The sequence below is a fragment of the Streptomyces sp. NPDC002004 genome, assembly GCF_053593975.1.
Window position 1 is genome coordinate 53,098 of sequence record NZ_JBSFDP010000020.1, and the last position, 16,934, is coordinate 70,031.

The window sequence follows — 16,934 nt, forward strand, 5'->3', positions numbered from 1 at the left end:
CGGAAGCGTAGTAATCGGGTCGTTCGCGTCGCAACGTTCACTGCAACCCTGTGCACGTGAATTTTGCACAGGGTTTAAGGATTGCACGGCGTCCGGAATGAGTTCGGAATGAGCCATTCACTCGTCACCGCTCAGGACTTCACTGACCGATGGTCATCGGAAGACGCTCGATGTTCCTCACATGTCGACCCGATTCCACAAAGCCTGCGGCGGTCCCGCTCGCCCCCCAAGGGAGGTCCGCCGGTCCGGGACCGCCATCGCCCTTCTGCCGACCAGCGGCTGCGCAGTCACCGGATCGGGCGCAGGCGCAGCTCCTGGTCCGCGGCGAGGGCGAGCAGGTCGGCGTCATGGCTGATGAGGACGACCACCGCACCGCCCTCGGCGACGTCACGCATGTTCCGCGTCATCGACTGCAGGTGGCGGCGGTCCACACCGGAGCTGGGCTCGTCGAAGATGACGATGCGACGGCCGCTCAGGCGGGCCGTGGCGACGACCAGACGCTGCTGCTGGCCGCCGGACAGCGACAGTGGATGCCGCTCGCCGAAACCGTCCAGGTCGAGATCGGCGAGCACCGTGGCGGCGTGTTGCGCCTGGTCCGGAACCGCACCGAGGCGCAGTTCGGCGGTGACGCTGTCGGTGAACAGCTGCCGCTGCACATCCTGCATGACGATCGCGGACTCGCGCTGACGCCGTGCGCGGGACAGCGGGCGGCCGTCGAGCAGCACCTCGCCGGCGTGGCGTTGCAGCCCGGCGAGGATCCGGGCCAGGGTGCTCTTGCCCGCGCCATTGGGGCCGGTGACGGCGGTGATGGCACCGGCGGGCAGATGCGCCTCCTCGATGTCGAGCGCAGGGCGGCCGCGGAACGCGCAGCGAATCCCGCGCAGAACGACACCGCCACCGTCCGCGTCCTGCCCGGGAGCCGCTGCGACGGCGGCCTTCTCACCGGCCTTGCCCGCCCACGCCGTTTCCCGGGGTCGGGTTCCTCCCGGCCCGACGCTGGGACCGTGCGCGAAAGCCGGTGCCACTCGGGTTCTTTCGGGTGCGTCGAGGCTGCGCAGTCCCTCCCCGCGCAGGATCTCCTCGGTCAGACCGGCGAAATCGGCTCTGGTCCACTCCCGTGCGACGCGCCCGTCCTGGAGCACCACGATGCGGTCGGCGAGCTCGCGCAGGTAGTGCAGGCGGTGTTCGGCGATGACAAGGGTCGCGCCCAGTTCCCGGAGGTGACGCAGTATCGCGGTGAGATCCACGATGCCTTCCGGAGACAGGTTGGAGGTGGGTTCGTCCAGCAGAACCAGGGGCGGCCCGTGCGTGACGGCTGCCGCGCACGCCACCCGCTGCTGCTGACCGCCCGACAGCTCCCGCAACCGACCGGAGAGCACGGTCAGCCCGAACTCTGCCATGACCTCGCCGACACGGTCCCGGATGCACTGCGACGGTGCACCGAAATTCTCCAGCGCGAAGGCGAGTTCGGTGTCGATGGCATCGGTGAAGAACTGGCGCCGCGGATGCTGCAGCACCGTCCCCGTCACCCGCCCGACCTGCGCGAGATCGGTGATCGGTTCCCCGTCGACGCGGACCTCCCCGTCAAGGGTCCCCTCGTGGAAGTGCGGGATGAGGCCGTTCATCAGCCGCAGCGCCGAGCTCTTGCCCGATCCGCTCGGCCCGCACACCACCACCGTCTCGCCGCGCCGGACGTGCAGGTCCAGCCCGTCGAGTACGGCGGTGTCACCGCCCTGATACACCCACCGGACATCCTTCAGACGGATCATCGCCCGGACCTCCACAGCAGTGTCGCCGACGCGAGGAGCGCCACCATGACCACGGCCACCGCGTCGGCGGGGCCGAACCGCGGCGGGTGCATCGACGTCGGCCGCGCTTGCGAGCCCAGCCCGCGGAGCAGCGCCGACGCCGAAAGATCCTCCGCCGCACGCAGACTCGACGCCATGAGCGGTACCGTGAAGTACTCGATGGCGCGGACGGGGTGCCGCAGCATCGCCAACCAGCCGCCGAGCCCGCGCAGCCGCATGGCGTCGCGCACCGCCCGCGCCTCGGCGACGATGGTGGGCACGAACCGCAGGAGCACCGCACCGGACACGGTGAACGCCGACGGTACCCGCGCCGCCCGCAGCGCGGCGGTCAACCGGGTCGGCGAGATGGTCCGGATCAGGTGTGCGGCTACGCCTCCCACGGCGACCATGCGCAGCCCGAACCCGCCCATGGCCCCGACCAGGCCGAGCGCCGGCCACGGGGCGGCCAGCGGCAGCAGATAGGTCACCGCGCCGGCCGCCCCCGCGGCGACCGGCAGTCCGATCGCGCGCTGCCATGCCCGCTCGGAGAGCGCCAGCAGGACACCGGCGGTCAGGGCCGCCGGAACGAACCACACTCCGCCGGGCGCCATGATGGTGATGCTCGTGGCCAGCAGGATCACCACGGCGGTGCGTGGGTCGAGCGCCGACCGTACGGCGGTCCCATCGGGCGCGGCGGGGCCGGCCTCGTCCAGGGCGAGCGGGCGCAGTTGCTGACTGGTGCCGGTCATGCCGGTCACACCAGCCCGGCTTTCCGGAAGTGCTTGTCCAGCAGCCGAAGACCCAGCGCACCGCCGATCAGGCCGAACACCAGCGTCGACAGGTCGAACGCGATCAGCACGGCCGGTGAGAGCAGCGTGTCCAGCTGCGCCACGTAGTCCGCGCCCATCTCCTTCATGTACGGGCTGGACAGGAAGTCCGCGCGGGCATAGAACATCGGCAGGAACAGCCCCGCGAACCAGGTGCTGAACACGGCATAGGCGAGCACGCTCAGCTGCCGCGAGCGGTAGCGGCCGAGATACAGCAGCACCTCGGCGACCAGCGCCGCCGCCACCCCGATGCCGAAAGCGATGGCCGGACTGCCGATGAGCAGCATGAAGCCGCTCACGATGACGGCGAACACGGTGACCATGCCGGCGTGCCGCACCCGGGTGAGGAACAGCATGAACGGCACGCCGGCCCCGATGATGCTGAGCGCGCTGGTCACCAGCGTCATCACCGGATTGATGAATTCGAGCAGGTTGAATACCCCCACCGTCACGATGTAGAGCGCACCGAAGACTCCGATATTGATGAGATCCCTCGGGCTCATCCGGACATCGATGCGGTGTTCGGCGACTTCGACGGTCACGGTGTCACTGTCCTCGTCTGGGCTGTAGGAATGTGTGCGGACTGCCGACCGGACGACGCCGGGCCCCACGGGCCGGCGGCGTCGTCCTGTCCGGTCGGCGGGCGATCACGGAGCGGACGGCCACGGGACCGCCGCCGCGTCGGACGCCGTACGTGCGTGTGCCGTGAGGAGTTCGACGACCGGCTCGCGGTGCTCCTCCAGGTAGAAGTGACCGCCCTCGAAGGTGCGGAACTCGCACGAGCCGTCGGTGACCTCGCGCCACTCCTCGGCTTCCCACGGATGGATCTCGGAGTCGCGGTCGCCGTACAGCACCGTGACCGGGATGTGCAGCCGCGCACCGGGCAGGGGCCGATAGGTCTCGCTCAGCCGGTAGTCGCCCCTGATGACGGGCAGGAATGCCTGGACGAGCGAGGAGTTGTCGAGGAGGTCGCGGTGCGTCGCCTCGGTGCGGCGCAGTTCCTGGACCAGCTCGTCGTCGCTGCCGAGATGTACCCGGCCCGGCCGTGTCAGCGTCGGGGCGGGATGCCCCGACACGACCAGTCGCTTCGGCGGTTCGCCCGCCGCCGAGAGACGGCGGGCGAACTCGTAGGCGACGAGGGCCCCCATGCTGTGCCCGAACACCACGGTCGGAAGTGGCGGCCCGTCCTCCGGCAGATCGGCCGCCAATGAGGTGGCAAGGCCCTGTATGTCCGCCGGCACCGGTTCGGAGTAGCGGTCCTCCCGGCCCGGATACTGAACGGCCAGGAACTCGATGTCCCAGGGTGCGGCCGCGGCCCACGACCGGTAGTGGCTCGCGCTGCCGCCGCCGTGCGGAAACAACAGCACGCGGGCTCGGGCGTACGGCCGCGGCGCGAGGCGGCGGATCGCGCCGGCGCGAGTGTCCCTCGACGAAGGATCGACAGACATTGCGGCCTATTCCCTCGCTGCCGGTGCCATGGAGATGTTCCAGAAATCGGCGTAGCGGCCGCCGCGGCTCAGCAGCGCGTCGTGGCTGCCCTCCTCCACGATCCGGCCGTCGTCCAGGAAGACGACACGATCGGCGCGTCGGACGGTACGCATCCGGTGCGCGACCATCACCACCGTCCGGCCCGCCATCAGGCGCTCGATTCCCTCGTGGACGGCCGCCTCGTTCACCGGATCCAGTGCGGAGGTCACCTCGTCCAGCAGCACGATGGGCGCGTTCTTCAGCAGCGCTCGCGCGATGGAGACGCGCTGGCGCTCACCGCCCGACAGCAGTGCGCCGCCCTCGCCGACATTCGCCGCCCATCCGCCGGGCAGTCGCTCGATCACCTCGTCCAGCCGTGCCGCGGTCGCTGCCGCCCGCACTTCGGCCTCGGTGGCGTCGGGACGGCCGAGGCGCACGTTCTCCTCGATCGTGCCGTCGAAGAGATAGACGTTCTGGAAGACGATGGCGATCTGCGCCATCAACACCTCCGGGTCGATCGCGCGTACGTCCACACCTCCCACGCGCACCGCGCCGGAATCCACGTCGTAGAACCGCGGGAGCAGCTGCAGCAGGGTGCTCTTTCCCGCACCCGACGGTCCGACGACGGCGAGCCGCTGTCCTTCCGGAACCGACAACGACACGTCGTCGACCACCGTGCGGTCGCCGTGCCGGAAGGTGACGGACTCGAACTCCAGGTCGTGGCGTTCCGGCCGCACCGGCTCGGCGGCTTCCGGCAGCGGCTCGGTCCGCAGCACCGCGTCCAGGCTCGCCAGCACGTTGCGCGCCCCGCGGAGTTTGCCGCCGATGTCCGTCAGCGACAGCAGCGGATCCGCGCTGCGTGCGGCCAGCACCAGGATCGTCAGGACCTCCGCCACACCGATGTCACCGCCGAGCGCCAGGTAGGCCCCCAGGGCCAGCAGCACGGTGAACATCGACTGCACCGTGAGCGTCAGGCCCACTGCGCCGGGCAGCGCCGACAGCGTGGAGCGGCGGGACGCGCGCTCGACCTCCTGCAGCGAGTCGTCGAGCAGCCGGAAGCGTTCGGCGGTCCGGCCGCCGGCCCGCAGCACCGGCTGGACCTGGAGGTATTCGATGACCCGCCCGGTCGCCTCGTGGTCGCGTTCGGCGCGCTCCGCGTCGTTGGCGGCCGTCGAGCGTCCCGTCCAGATCTGGATCGCCGCCACGATCGGTACGGCGACCAACGCGGCCAGCCCCAGCTGCCAGTTGAGGACGAGCATCACGACAAGGATGGTCAGGGGAGTCACGGATGCGGAGATGAACGGTGCCAGCAGGTGCGCGATCACGCTCATCGCCTGGAGGATGCCGCGACTGGCCAGAACCGACACCTCTCCGAGGCGGGTTGCGTTGTACCAGCCGATGGGCAACCGGGCCAGATGGTCGCCGAATCGGTGGTACATGCCACGCAACAGCGAGGTCCCGACATGGAAGCCGGACAGATCGCTGACGTAGCGCAGCGCCGCATAGACCGCGAACGCGACCCCGAACCCGATCAGCCAGGGCCAGGCGTCATCGGGTGTGCTCCCGAACAGTGCCCGCAGCACCGGAACCAGCAGTGCGTAGGACAGACCCTCGGCCACCGCGGTCGTCGTCATCAGGGCCACGGTGCGTCGTAACGGCTGGGCGTACTCGCGTCCCAGCACGCTCAGCAGCATTCGAATCATCGGGGCTCGTCTCCTTGCAGTACGCCACCGTGGGCTTCGACCTCATCGGCGACCGCCGATCGGTGGGATTGCCAGAACGCCGCGAACCTTCCGTTCCGCGCCAGCAGTTCGGCGGGGCTGCCGCGCTCGACGATCGACCCGTTCTCCAGCATCACGACGGTGTCGGCGTCGGCGATCGTCTCCAGGCGATGGGCGATGACCAGAATCGTGCGATCGCCCCCCAGCGTCGCCAGGGCCCGGCGGACCGCCTGTTCGGTCTGCGGGTCGGCGAAGGCGGTCGCCTCGTCGAGCACGAGTACGGGCGTATTGGCGAGCAGCGCGCGTGCGAGGGAGATGCGCTGTTCCTCGCCGCCGGACAGTCCGGCGTCCTCACCGACCACCGACTCGTATCCGCGGGGCAGTTCAAGGATTCGGTCATGAATATTCGCCAGCCGGGCGGCGCGCACCACGTCGTCGAGGTCGGCATGCGGTACCGCGAGCGCGATGTTGTCCGCGATCGACGCGCGCAGCAGCCGGACGTCCTGGAAGACGAAGGAGACCGTCTGGTAGAGCTCCCGGCTGCCCAGCTCGCGCAGATCGACACCGCCGAGGACGACCGAACCGTGGGTCGGGTCGAAGAACCGCGGCAACAGCTGGACCAGCGTGGACTTTCCGCTTCCCGACGGCCCGACGATCGCGGTGACCGTCCCCGGCTCGAGCACCAGGTCGATCCCGCTCAGCACCTCGCGGTCGGCCTCGTAGCCGAAGCGGACGTCACGCAGCTCCACCCGGTGGCCCTGCGGCGCGGCCGGGTGCGCAGGCTCGGGCAGCGACTCCACCTCGAGCACGTCCCGGATCCGGCCGACCGCGCGACCGGCGGCCTGCATCTCGTCGAAGCCGTGCCCGAGCGCCGCCACCGGAGCGGTCAGGCCCAGTCCCAGCAGCAGGAAGGGCAGCAGGTCGGCCGGGGCCATGTCGCCGTTCGTGATCAGAGTCGCGCCGCCGATCAGCACGACCAGCAGGACGAACGGCGGCGAGAGCACGAGCTGCATGCCCGCGGCGATCCGGGAGATGCCGTGCACCCACCGGTGAAAGGTGCCGACGAAATCGTCGGCGGCGGTGATGAACTTGCGGTGGGCGCGCCCGGATCCGCCGAACGCCTTGACCACCGAGATCCCCTGCACGAACTCGACGACGGAGCTCGAGATCCGCCCCATGGCCCCGTCGAACTCCTCCTGCTCGCGCACCCGCGTCGGGGTCATCATCAGGGGCACCAGCGCCATGGCCAGCACCACCGGTACCAGCGTGATCAGTGTGAGCCGCCAGTCGATGGTGAACAGGTAGATCAGCGACGCCAGCGGAACCACGAATGCCGAGACGAGCTCGCCGGGGGTGTGGGCGATGAACGGGTGCACGGCACTGACGTCCTCCCCCACCACCTTCGCCAGCTCACCGGTCCGGCGCCGGGAGAACCAGCCGATCGGGACGCGCCCCAGCTGCGCGGCCAGTTGGCGGCGGAACGTCAGCTGCACCTGGCCGTCGACGATGTGTCCGATCCCGGACGACGCGGCCGTGAACAGCAGTCGGACGAACAGGCCGACCGCACCCGCGACCACGACGGTCCAGACATGACCGCGGTCGATCGGGCCGCGCGCCAGCAGAGTGCGCCCCAGCTCGACGACGGCCAGCAGCGGCGCCAGTCCCGCGATGGCGCCGATCACCTGGAGGATCACGACGGCCGCGAATCGACGGACATAGGGGCGCAGCAGCCGTCGCAAGCCCGGTTTCGCCGTGGAATCGGCATCCGATAACGGCGCGGACCGCTCCCTCACCTCGGCTGGGTCGATGGTGCTCATCGGTCTCCCATCAATTTAGAAACGCGTTCCGATATTACTGTACCCCGGACGGGCCCGATGGGCCACCAACCGGAACGGCACAGCTTTCGGACATCGCTCCCACAGCCGCCCGGAGGCCCGGCGACCTCCGGGACCGGCGCGCCCCAACGGGTCCGGGCAGTCGGGGGCCGGCCACCTCGGGACAGCAGAGGGGCGCGGCCGGCTCCTTCCGGGCACGGGCGAGGGTCGGACGGCGTCGGCCGCCGCGCAGCGCCTTCACGCCCCTGGACACGCTCGCGCAGCTCGTCCGGTGTGGCCGGCGCCCCGCACACCGGCACCTCGTGCAGGGCTCCCGCCCGGTCGGGCACGGCCCTACGCAGCGCGACTCATCGGCGCTCCTGCCGCGGCACCGTGAGCACGTCCGTCATCCGCGTCACGTGCGGCGGCCGGAGACAGCTGAAGTGGTCGCCCGGAATGTCGGCCACCGTCATGTCGCCCAGGCACACCTCGCGCCAGAAACGGGTCGTGTCGTCCTTCAGGCCGGGGATGAGGTGCCCGGGCTCCGCCGGGCGGAGGAAGGTGATGTCCCCTGCATACGGTTGCGGCTCGTACCGCGCCACCGCCTCGGCCGTCCGCGCGAAAACGGTGTGCATCTCCGCGACCCGCCCGCAGTCGCCCCGCGCCGGGTCCGCGTCGGCGAGGGCGCGGTGCAGTTCCGCTCGCCGTTCGGTGGCGTCCCGCTGCCCGAGGGCACGGAACCGCTCGGCGACCGATTCCAGCTGCTCGTCGCCCGCCAGTCGTCCGATGGCGCCCTCCGCCAGGGCTGCCGGGGAGCCGGCCAGCGCGGTCGCGAGCGCCCGGCCGACCGCCGCCTCGTCGGCGGGCCAGCCGAGGGCCGCCGGGTCGGCACCCATCGCCCGTGCGAAGACGTAGTCCAGCATGAGTTCGTCGTGCAGCAGATACGGAATGCGGTAACCGGACACCAGGGTCAGCCGCCGCACCGTCACGTTCGCCTCGCTCAGGGCCCGGGCCAGTTCCAGTGCGATCGGGCCGCCCAGGCAGTAGCCGATGATGTCGACGTCGTCGTATCCCGCGGCCTGCACCTCGCGTGCATAGCCGACGGCCACCTCCTCGACGAGGTCCGGCACGGCGAGGCCGAGGTAGCGATCGCTGTCGGATACGGCGAGCCCCGACACCGTGGCGTCCGCGGCGAGTCCGGCGATCAGCGCCCGGTGCGGCGCCAGGGTTCCCGATCCGTCGTGCACGAGCAGCCGCACCGGCCCCTGCCCCGATCCGGCCGGCGGGACCAGTGACGACCGCCGGATCGCTTCGGTCGTCCCCGGGGCCTGCACCGACGCAGCGCCGGACTCCAGCCACCGGGCCAGACCGGCGACCGTCGGTGCGTCCAGCAGAGCGCGCAGCAGCACGTCGAAGGTGGCCCGTGCGGCCTCGGGGATGCGTTCGCGCACCTGCCCGACGAACTGCGCCGCCAGCAGCGAGTTACCGCCGGCGTCGAAGAACCCCAGTTCACGACTGGGCAGTTCGCCGCCGAGTACATCGGCCCACAGCTGTGCGAGCTGTTGTTCGACACCCGGGCGCGGCGGCTCGGAGGGCTCGCCCGGGGGCGCACTGGGCGCCGGGGCCGACTCGAGAAGCCGCTTGCGGTCGACCTTTCCGTTGGGTGTCAGCGGCAGCGTGTCGACGATCCGCACCCGCGCCGGAACCATGTGCGACGGCAGTCGTTCGGCCACCCACCCGACGAGCTCCGCGGGATCGACGGACCCGGGTTGTTGCCGCGGTATCACGAAGGCGATCAGTGCCCGCTCGAACGCGTCGCTGCCCGCCGCCAGCACCACGCAGGTACCCACCATCGGGTGTTCGCCGAGCACCGCCTCGACTTCGCCGAGTTCGATCCGGTGTCCGCGGATCTTGACCTGCTGGTCCGCGCGGCCGACGAATTCGATCTCGCCGTTCGGCAGGTAGCGGCCGAGGTCACCCGTGCGGTAGAGCCGCTCCGCCGTCTCCGGGTGCCGGATGAAACGCTCCGCCGTCCGCTCGCGGTCGTTGAGATAGCCCTCCGCCAGACCGACACCCGCGATGTACAGCTCGCCGACGACCAGGTCGGGCCGATCGCGCAGCGCCGTATCGAGCACGTGAAATCGCTGGTTCACCAGCGGAGTTCCGTACGGAATGCTCCGCCAGTGCGGTTCGACCCCCTGGATGCGATGGTGAATCGACCAGATCGCCGCCTCCGTCGCTCCCCCCAGACTGACCAGCTCGGTGGCGGGCAGATGCCGTCCGGCGTGACCGGGCAGCGACAGCGGAATCCAGTCGCCCGACAGCAGCGCCACCCGCAGGCCGGCGAGTTCGGCGGGTTCGACGTCCAGATAGTGCATCAGCATCTGCAGCTGCGCGGGGACCGAGTTCCACAGCGTCACACCGTGCGTGGCCACCATCGCCGCCCAGTGCGAGGGATCGCCGCGGCGCGTGGGGTCCGGCAGCACCAGGGTGGCGCCGACGGCCGGCGGGCCGAACAGATCGTAGACGGACAGGTCGAAGCTCAGCGCCGCCAGCCCCAGGACCCGATCGCAGTCGCCGACGTCGAAGCGCCGGTTGATGTCGTGCACCGTGTTGGCGGCGGCGTGGTGGCTGATCATCACCCCCTTGGGTACGCCCGTCGAACCCGAGGTGTGCATGACGTAGGCGAGTTCCCCGGACGCCACCGAAGGGCCGTCGGGAATCTCGGCCACCGGGATCGGCTGCACACCGGCCACGTCCACCGCCCGGACACCGGGCGGCAGCGCGCCGGCCGCGGCGTCGGCGACGACCGCGAACTTGGCACCGCTGTCCGTGAGGATCCGGTCCCGACGGCTCCTGGGCTGGCCGAGGTCGACCGGAACGTACACCCCGCCTGCGAGCAGCACACCGAGCACCCCGACGGCCTGGTCCCGGCATTTGTCGATCAGGACGCCGACGAAGTCACCGGGGCGGCATCCTGCCGTCCGCAACTGCTCGGCCACCCCGGCGGCGCGCCCCAGCCATTGCCCGTAGGTCAGCGACCCGACGGGGTCGACGACCGCGACCCGGTCGGGGAACGCGCGCGCGTAGGCCACGAGCGGCTCGTGCAGAAGGGAGTCCGGCGCCGGCGCCTCCGTCGCGTTCACCGCCGTCCGGACGGCGCGCTGCCGACCGGGCAACGGCTGCGGATCCGCCGCCGCCCACGGCTCGTCGTACTCGGCCAGCCGGTGCAGGAGCCCCTCGAACGCGGCGAACATGTCGTCGACCATGCCGTCGGGGAAGATCCCCTCGCGCACGTCCCAGTTCATGTCCAGGCCACCGAACTGGTCGCCCACCTGGCAGTCGATCCACACCTGCGGGGTCTGGCTGATGCCGTACACCGGTCGTGCGGTCCGGCCCGCCGCCGACACCGTGTCGCCCCCGACGCCGATGCTGCCGGTGAACACCACCGGCAGCACCGCCGCCTCGCGCCCACGGCGCCGGGCGAGCTCGCGCAGCACCTCCACACCGCTGTACAGCCGGTGATCGAGGTCTTCGAAGACCCGCTCGCCCAGGGCGCGGGCCCGGTCGGCGAAGCTCGTCCTGCCCGCGCCCTCGACGGCAAGCAGGCTCAGCGAGGTGAAGTCGCCCAGCAGCCGGTCCACATGCGGATGCAGCGGCATCCGGTTGAGCACGGGCAGACCCAGACAGAATCGCTCGACGTCGCTCCAGCGCCCGATCGTCTCCGCGTAGGCCGCCAGCACCGCATTGGCCGGCGTGATGCCGTGCTCGCCGGCGCGCGCCTTGAGCGACTGCCACACGCGGTTGCTCAGCGTCGCCGTCAGGCGGCGGAAGCGCGGTGGCGTCGTAGCCGGATCGTGGTCGTCGCGCACCGGCAGCGCCGGCGCACCGGGCAGCTCGTCGATACGATCCCACCAGTACGCACGGTCGCGCGCGTACGCCTCGGTGTCGCGCAGCCGGCGCTCGGCGAGCACATAGTCCCGGAAGGTGGCGTCCACCGGGGCGAGTTCGCAGTCCGGCCGGCGGTAGCGACGATCCAGCTCGGACAGCACCTGCTGCATGCTGAGCCAGTCCAGAGCCATGAAGTCCACCGACACATGCAGCACGCTGCGCTCGGTGGCCAGGGTCAGGCGCAGCTCGTACATGGGGCGCTCACCCGCGGGGTGCACCTTGTGGGACAGCTCGTCGCGGACTCCGGCGATCGCCTTGTCGACGGTCTCCCCGGGCGCTCCGCGCAGATCGGCGACCTCGATGCGGGTGTCCCGCAGCACGGGCAGCACACGCTGTGTGCCGTCCTCGGAGATCACCGTCCGCAGGGTGTCGTGGCGCCGCACGAGACCGTCCCACGCCTGCTGGAGCCGGTCCGGATCCAGATCTGCCGGATACGCGAACTCCAGATAGACATGGCAGGACACGCCGCCGTAGTCGAAGGCGGCGTTGCGGCCGAACAGGTAGGCCGACTGGATGTCGGTCAACGGGAAGGGCTGTTCACGCGCCTCGGGCCGGGCCTGCCACACCGGATCGCCGTGCGGCCACCCCGCCGTCGGGCCCGCGTCGCCCGCGTCCACGATGGCGAGCAGCTCCGCCTTCCAGCGGCGCAGATCCGCAAGGCGCCGGTCGGTCATCACACCGCGGGGAGCGCGGAATCGCAGCTGCTGCCCCTCACGCCACAGACGGATCCCGGCGTTGCGGAACTCGTCGAACAGATCGTTGGCGTTCACACCGCACCTTCTTCGCAGTCGCCGTTGTCCCAGCTGTCGATCGGCCGCTCGCCGTCGGCGGAACCCAGCTGCTCGATCAGCACGCTCAGGCCTGCGACGGTCGGTGTGCGCATGACCTCGCGCATGGGCAGTTCGACGCCCCATGCCCCGCGCACCTCGGAGACGAAGCGCGTCGCGAGCAGGCTGTCACCGCCGAGCCGGAAGAAGTTCTCGTCCCGGCCCACCGAGTCCAGTCCGAGCAGCTTCGTCCACCGTTCGGCGACGAACGTCTCGGTGGCGCCCCGCGGCGGATCACCCACGTCTCGGGGCCGGTCGACAGCCTGTTCCAGCACTGCCCGGATCCGTCGGCGGTCGACCTTCCCATTGGCGCTGAGCGGCAGCGCGGGCAGCACGGCGAGGTGGGCGGGAACCATGTGTTCGGGCAGCCGGTCCGCCATCCATCGGCGCACCTCGTCCCCGACGACCCCGCGAGCCGTCCGGGGCCGGTCCGCGGCCAGCAGGAATGCGCCGGTGCCGTCGCTGCGCAGGACGCGGACGTCGGTCAACCCGGCCTCGGCGCAGGCTTGTGTCCATCGCTCGCGGCCGTACAGCCAGGCGGAGACCGCCCGGCCCTCGTCGAACCGCCCCGCGCGTGCCTCCAGCGGCAACGCGGTCACCAGGGCGAGTGGCGTCGGGTGGGCGCGTTCGAGCAGGTAGAGGCGTCCACCCGGCGCGAGCAGCAGAGCCATGGTGGCCACGGCCACCTCGGGGTCCGGCATCCGGTGCAGCACGTTGTTCGCCACGACGGCGTCGAATGCGTGGACGTGCTGCACGGCGATCGCGGCAGCGCCCTGCACCGCGCTGTGCGTTTCGTGCCCGTGCTGCTGGAGCAGCGCCTCGGCCCCGGCCAGTGCCGGCCTCGAGGAGCCGAGCAGCGTGTACTCGACCGTGTCCGAGGCCAGTTCCGTGAGCAACCTCGCGGTGCCCCGTCCGCCGACCACGTCCCACTCCGCGACGGCCGGCGGCTCCGCGTCGCCGGTACGCGCCCGCAGGTCGTGCGCCAAGGCCCCGAGGCAGTCGGCGGTCTCCGGCATCAGGTCGTTGAGAGCCTCTGGAGCCAGTACCGGATCGTCCAGCAGTGCGGTGGCGTCGGCCTCGCCGGACACGATGCCTGCGAAGAGCGGCCCGCCCCATTCCAGTGCGGTTCCGACGGCCTCGAGACACGTGCCACGGGTGGCTTCACGCACCTGTTCGATCCGGGTCGGATCCGTGACGTCGCCCCATCGGGGGCCGTGCTCGTATGCCGCATCGGCGCGCCGTACCAGCACGGAGCGTTGTGCGAGGTACTCGAGCCAGATGTCCACCACAGGGCGCTGTTCGGCGCAGACGGACGTGGACCGCACCGACGCGCCGTCGGGCCCGATGAGCGGTGCGACGACGCTCGCCAGCAGCACCTCCACCAGCCGGTGCTCGTGCAGACGCGGATCCGACTCCGACGCGCCCTCGGTTGCCGGCGGCAGGAATCCGCTGTTCCGATGCCCGAACCCGGCCGTACGATCCGTGTCCTCCCGGCCCCGGTCCGGCGCCGACGAGCGCTCGACCACTGCGGCGACCAGTTCGCGACGCCCTTCGGTGAACGGAACGGCCACGGCCTGCGCAACCGCATGATGCGCCTGGAGACAGGCTTCGATCTCCCCCAGCTCGACCCGGAAGCCGTTGATCTTCACCTGGTGATCGAGGCGCCCGAGGAACTCCAGGTTGCCGTCGGGCCGGTAGCGGCCGAGATCGCCGGTGCGGTACCAGCGCTCGCCGTCCTGCCGGGGGAAGCGTGCCGCGGTCAGCTCCGGATCGCCCCGATAGCCGAGAGCGACACCGGTACCGCCGATCCAGAGCTCGCCGGGCACCCAGTCGGGACAGTCCCGGCCGCGGCCGTCCACCACACGGAACTTCTGGTTCCGCAGGGGCTTTCCGTACGGGATCGATCGCCAGCCGTCCGGTACCGCGGCGACCTCGTACGCGTTCGACCAGATGGCGGCCTCGGTGGCGCCGCCGAGTGCGATCAGCCGGCACCGGCCGCTCGACGAGCGAGCCAGTCGCTCGGGCAGATCGAGCCCGATCCAGTCGCCGGACAGCAGTGCCAAACGCATCGTCTCGGGGAGAGGAGACTCGTCGGCGGCGGTCAGCAGCATGTCGAGCAGGGCCGGGACGGTGTTCCAGACGGTCACCGCATGCCGTCGGCACAGCGCCAGCCACTCGGTGGCATCGCGCCGGCCGGACTCCGGCACCAGTACGACGCCGCCACCCACGGCGAGGAACCCGAAGACATCCCACACCGAGAGGTCGAAATCGAGCGCTGACACCGCCAACACCCGGTCGCCGGACCCGATTCCGAACCGCTCATTGACGTCCTCAACGGTGTTGACCGCGGCGCGGTGGCTGATCTCGACCCCCTTGGGCAGGCCCGTCGAGCCCGAGGTGAAGATCACGTAGGCGGTGTCGCCGGGGTCGGCGGCCACCGGTGCGCTCAGCGGTGGCGCGAGCATCGCCTCATCGATCGTCAGTACCTCGATACCGGCATCCGCCGAGTCCACGAGCCCGCTGCCGTCCAGGACCAGCCCGGCGCCGCTGAGTTCGAGGATCCGGGAGCGCCGCTCGGCCGGCTGGTCCACGCCGATCGGCACATACGCGGCGCCCGCCGCGAGGACTCCGAGCACGGCTGCGATCTGCTGGGCGCCCTTCGGGGCGGTCACCGCGACGTACGAGCCACGTCCGATGCCGCGCCGCGCCAGCGCTCCGGCGATGCCCAGGGCGCGCCGCGCCAGCTCGTCGTGGGCCAGCACCTCCTCCTCGCCCCACAGCAGGGCGGGCTCCCCCGCCCGTGCACCGGCTCGCTCGAAGAACGCCGTGTGCAGAAGGTTTCCGGTCACCGCGCGGGTTTCCGAATTGACCGCCACCCGTTGCAGCTGCTGCGCGGCGGGCAGGGGTATGTCCGGCAGTGCGGTCTCCCACTCACCGGTGAGCAGGCCCCGGACCACCACCTCGTAGGCCGACATCATCGCGTCCAGCACACCGGCCGGGAAGAGCTCCTCGACGGCGTCCCACACCAGCAGCACACCACCGTCACGGGTGCGGTAGACCTGATGGTCGAGCCAGATCTGCGGGGTCTGGGAGATCATCCACGTCGCCTCGCCGAAGCGGGACGCGAACCCGTCCGGGACCAGCGGTGCCGACAGGTCGCAGGCGAACACGACCGGCGCCGTGCGGGGCGCATCCAGATCGGCGCGGATGAAGTCGCGCAACACGTCGACGCCGGAGTACGCGGAGTGGCCGATGTCCTCGTGCATCTGCTTCTGCATGGCGCGAGCGCAGTCGGCGAAGCTGCCCCCGGACAGCTCGACCTCGACGAGCACCAGCCCCGTGAAGTCGGCCACGATGCGGTTGATCTGGGCGTGCGCGTCGAGGTCGCGGTCGAACAGCGGCAGATTGAGCAGGAAGTGCTCGTCGCTGCTCCACCGGCCCAGAATCAGGGCGAACGCCGTGGCCAGGACCACCGAGGGCGTCAGACCTGCCTCGGCCGCCCGCCGCTCCATGATGTGCCACTCGTCCGCCGTGAGCCCGCAGGAGCGGCGGACGAACCGTGGGACGGTGACCGCCTCGGGATCGACGGCCAGCGGCAGCTTCGGCCCTCCCGGCAGCGACGGCAGCCTCTGCTGCCAGTACGCGCGTGCCCGTTCGCGTTCCGGACCGAGAACCCCGTCCTGAGCCGCCAGATATCGGCCGAAGGTGTAGGTGAGTTCGTCGAGGCCACCGGGGTTGTCGTACAGGACGGCCAGATCGGCGAGCAGCACGCGGATGCTGGCAAGGTCGGCGGCCAGTAGATCGACATTGAAATGGAGCCGGTCCTGCGCATTGGGAAGCCGGGTCAGCTGGACGTCGATGACCTCTCCCCGGTCGACGTCCAGACGTCGGTGCGACAGCCGGTCGCGAAGAGCCAGTGCCGCTGTCGCGGCCCTCTCGCCCGCGAGATCGCGAAAGTCGTGGACGGTCACGCCCGGCCATGACGATTCCGGCATGACGTGCTGCGTCGCGTCATCGGCGAACGCCACTCGCAGCATGGGGTGCCGTTCGATCAGGGCGCGGACGGCCCTCTCGAGGCGTTGCGGGTCCAGCTGTGCCACATCGAATTCCAGGTAGGCGTGACAGCTGACGCCGCCCAGCGGCTGGTCGTCGGCACGGCCGATCAGATAGGCCTGCTGCACCGCCGTGAGCGGGAAGGGCCGGTCCGCGAGGTCGCCGTGCTCCGCCTCGGGACGTGGCGACTGTGGTACCGGCGCTGCGCCCGCGCCGGGAGTGAGCAGGTCGAACCATGCCGACAGCCGCGGGTCGTCGGACAGCTGCGCGAACTTGATCTCGGAGCCGGCACGGCTGAGCCGGTTCGCCAGTCGCATCATCTCGAGCGACTGCAATCCGAGTTCGAAGAGGTTGCTCTCGTCGTCCGCCGTGGTCAACTCGATGCCCAGCAGGTCGGAGACCACACGGCGCAGGGCCTCCCGGTCCATGCCGGCGCTCGAACCGGCGACATTCCCTGCGCCGCGGTCGACATTCTCCGATGACATTT

8 protein-coding genes are annotated in these 16,934 nt (G+C 70.8%); all 8 read right to left on the reverse strand.

Going from position 1 to position 16,934, the window contains the following annotated elements:
• Positions 1 to 287: 287 nt before the first annotated feature.
• Entirely contained in the window at positions 288 to 1,769 is a 1,482-nt protein-coding gene (locus tag ACWCP6_RS25230; protein WP_450934815.1) for an ABC transporter ATP-binding protein, read from the reverse strand.
• Positions 1,766 to 2,536 carry an energy-coupling factor transporter transmembrane component T gene (locus ACWCP6_RS25235; protein ID WP_450934816.1) on the reverse strand — a complete coding sequence of 257 codons (771 nt, stop codon included), beginning with the start codon at positions 2,534 to 2,536 and terminating at the stop codon, positions 1,766 to 1,768. The genes ACWCP6_RS25230 and ACWCP6_RS25235 overlap by 4 nt, the downstream gene beginning before the upstream one ends.
• 5 nt (positions 2,537 to 2,541) lie before the next feature.
• Positions 2,542 to 3,156 (reverse strand): MptD family putative ECF transporter S component, encoded by a 615-nt coding sequence (locus tag ACWCP6_RS25240; protein ID WP_450934817.1) that lies wholly within the window; start codon positions 3,154 to 3,156, stop codon positions 2,542 to 2,544.
• 105 nt (positions 3,157 to 3,261) lie between these two features.
• A complete protein-coding gene (locus ACWCP6_RS25245) occupies positions 3,262 to 4,062 on the reverse strand; it encodes a thioesterase II family protein (RefSeq protein ID WP_450934818.1) in 801 nt (266 codons plus the stop codon).
• Between the two features lie 6 nt (positions 4,063 to 4,068).
• Positions 4,069 to 5,784, reverse strand: coding sequence for an ABC transporter ATP-binding protein (locus ACWCP6_RS25250; protein ID WP_450934819.1), 1,716 nt, complete (start codon positions 5,782 to 5,784; stop codon positions 4,069 to 4,071).
• Positions 5,781 to 7,541 carry an ABC transporter ATP-binding protein gene (locus tag ACWCP6_RS25255; protein ID WP_450934862.1) on the reverse strand — a complete coding sequence of 587 codons (1,761 nt, stop codon included), beginning with the start codon at positions 7,539 to 7,541 and terminating at the stop codon, positions 5,781 to 5,783. The genes ACWCP6_RS25250 and ACWCP6_RS25255 overlap by 4 nt, the downstream gene beginning before the upstream one ends.
• A gap of 443 nt (positions 7,542 to 7,984) precedes the next feature.
• Positions 7,985 to 12,337 (reverse strand): amino acid adenylation domain-containing protein, encoded by a 4,353-nt coding sequence (locus tag ACWCP6_RS25260; protein ID WP_450934820.1) that lies wholly within the window; start codon positions 12,335 to 12,337, stop codon positions 7,985 to 7,987.
• On the reverse strand, positions 12,334 to 16,932 hold the full coding sequence (locus ACWCP6_RS25265; RefSeq protein ID WP_450934821.1) for an amino acid adenylation domain-containing protein: 4,599 nt from the start codon (positions 16,930 to 16,932) through the stop codon (positions 12,334 to 12,336). Before ACWCP6_RS25265 ends, ACWCP6_RS25260 begins: the two co-directional genes overlap by 4 nt.
• Positions 16,933 to 16,934: the final 2 nt, after the last annotated feature.